Genomic DNA, 2336 nt, shown 5'->3' on the forward strand with positions numbered 1-2336 from the left:
ACTGGCCGTGGAGTTCGCCGGCATGGCGCCCGCCATCCTCGTCACCGTCGTCGTCCTGTGGCAGGCCGCGCTGACCGGCTACGCGTTCGTGGTGTCCGGCAACGTCGCCGACAAGGCCGCACGGGCCGCCGCCACCGTCGATTCGGGCGGCGGCCGGGGCGCCGCCTGCCGGCAGAGCGGCGGGGAGAACCTGCCGGACGGCTGGACGGCACGCATCGACTGCACGGTCGACGGCGACATGGTCAGGGCGGACGTCGGCGTCAGGGTGCCGGTGCTGTTCCCGGGCGGCGTCGACTTCCCGCTGGAGATCCGCGGCCGGGCCGCCGCCGCGAAGGAGGGCTGACCCGTGCGTGCCACGGACGCGTACCGGCGCCGCCGCGGGGACCGTGGCCAGGCGGCCCTCGAATACGTCGGGGTCCTGCCGCTGCTGCTCCTCGTCGGCGTCCTCGTCATCCAGCTCGGCATCGCCGTCTTCGCCGTCCAGCAGGCCGGCACGGCCGCCCGCGCCGCCGCCCGCATGGCGTCGCACGACGAGCCCGACCGCTCGTACGGACAGGCGGGGCAGGACGCGATGAGCAGCTGGCTCGCCGACGGGGCGCGCTTCGACGCGCAGGCCGGGCACGACGCGGTCACCGTGACGGCCACCGTCCCCATCCCCTCGCTGATACCCGGCCTGCTGGACGGCATGGAGGCCAGGCGCAGCGCCACGATGCCGATCGACGACCCCTGACCCCCGCCCCGTACCGACGCGCACGCACCCGCACCACCGACCAGCACACCAGGGAGAGGACGCCATGAGCCTGCGGGCCCGACTCAACGGTTCCGAGCAGCCGCAGAAGGGGCTGACAGAGGAGAACCGGCTCGTCTCCGTCTACCGCGCCAAGCTCCTGGAGGAGATCGACCTCGCCGAGATGTCGGTGCTCCAGGCGTCGGAACGCCGCATCCGACTGGAACGCGTCCTCGGCCACATCATCAGCCGCGAGGGGCCCGTGCTGTCCTCCGTGGAGCGCGCCCAGCTGATCCGCCGCGTCGTCGACGAGGCCCTCGGACTCGGCATCCTCGAACCGCTGCTGGAGGACGCCTCCGTCAGCGAGATCATGGTGAACGGCCCCGACCAGGTCTTCGTGGAACGCGGCGGCCGCCTCGAACTGCTGCCCCTGCGCTTCGCCTCCACCGAACAGCTCATGCAGACCATCGAACGCATCGTCTCCACCGTCAACCGCCGCGTCGACGAGGCGAACCCCATGGTGGACGCCCGCCTGCCGTCCGGGGAGCGGGTCAACGTCATCATCCCGCCGCTGTCCCTGACCGGCCCCGTCCTCACCATCCGGCGCTTCCCGCGGGCCTTCACGCTGCACGAGATGATCGGCCTGGGGTCACTGGACGAGCCGATGACGCTGCTGCTGGCCGGCCTCGTCCGCGCCAAGTTCAACGTCATCGTGTCCGGGGCCACCGGCACCGGCAAGACGACCCTGCTGAACGCCCTGTCCGGGCTCATCCCCGACGGCGAGCGCATCGTCACCATCGAGGACTCCGCGGAGCTCCGGCTCCAGCAGTCCCACGTCATCACCCTGGAGAGCCGCCCCGCCAACGTCGAGGGCAAGGGCCGCATCACCATCCGCGACCTCGTACGCAACTCGTTGCGCATGCGACCCGACCGCATCATCGTCGGTGAGGTCCGCGGCGGGGAGACGCTCGACATGCTCCAGGCCATGTCCACCGGCCACGACGGCTCCCTCGCCACGGTCCACGCCAACAGTGCCGAGGACGCCCTGCTGCGCCTGCAGACCCTCGCCTCGATGTCGGAGGTCGAGATCCCCTTCGTCGCGATCAAAGACCAGATCAACAGTGCCGTCGACTTCATCGTGCAGCCCCCCCGGCACTCCGACGGCTCCCGCCGCATCACGGAGATCGCCATCGTGGACTCACACGGACGGGAGGAGTACCGGATCGTCTCGGTGTGCCGGTACCTCGCCCGGCCGCTTGCCGCCGACGGCGTCGTGCACGGCCACTTCGCCTACCACCCGCTGCCCCGCAGGGTCGCCGAACGGCTCTACATGCGGGGGGAGCCCATCCCGCAGGCGTTCGGGGTGGCCCAGTCGGACGACCAACTGGCCGTCCGCAGAGCCGTGGGCTGAGCCCGCCCGTGCCCCCCGGCTCGCACGGCAGCCCCAGCCGCTTCCCGGTCCGCCGCCCCGGCCCTCACCGGCTTCCCGACCCGCCGCCCCGGGCCCCGGCCGCTCACTCCCTCAGCCGCTCCCCTCCCCACCCGATCGCCTCCGACCCTCGTTCACCCCGCGGCCCGCTTCGGACCTGCCCCTCCCGACACCCGCCCG

Annotated in this window: 3 protein-coding genes; all 3 read left to right on the forward strand. The window is 72.4% G+C overall.

Annotation, left to right across the window (positions count from 1 at the left end; all coding sequences use genetic code 11):
- Positions 1-343: pilus assembly protein (locus BJP40_RS10855; protein WP_371258623.1), on the forward strand; the 343-nt coding region annotated here is incomplete at its 5' end.
- A gap of 3 nt (positions 344-346) precedes the next feature.
- Positions 347-730: a TadE/TadG family type IV pilus assembly protein gene (locus BJP40_RS10860; RefSeq protein ID WP_071280193.1), complete on the forward strand. Its 384-nt coding sequence runs from the start codon at positions 347-349 to the stop codon at positions 728-730.
- A gap of 64 nt (positions 731-794) precedes the next feature.
- Positions 795-2138: a CpaF family protein gene (locus BJP40_RS10865; RefSeq protein ID WP_071280194.1), complete on the forward strand. Its 1344-nt coding sequence runs from the start codon at positions 795-797 to the stop codon at positions 2136-2138.
- Positions 2139-2336: the final 198 nt, after the last annotated feature.

This window comes from Streptomyces sp. CC53, assembly GCF_001865245.1.
Lineage (GTDB): Bacteria > Actinomycetota > Actinomycetes > Streptomycetales > Streptomycetaceae > Streptomyces.

Coding starts and splice junctions, on each gene's coding strand:
- BJP40_RS10865 (WP_071280194.1), top strand. CDS start 795: ATGAGCCTGCGGGCCCGACTCAACGGTTCCGAGCAGCCGCAGAAGGGG.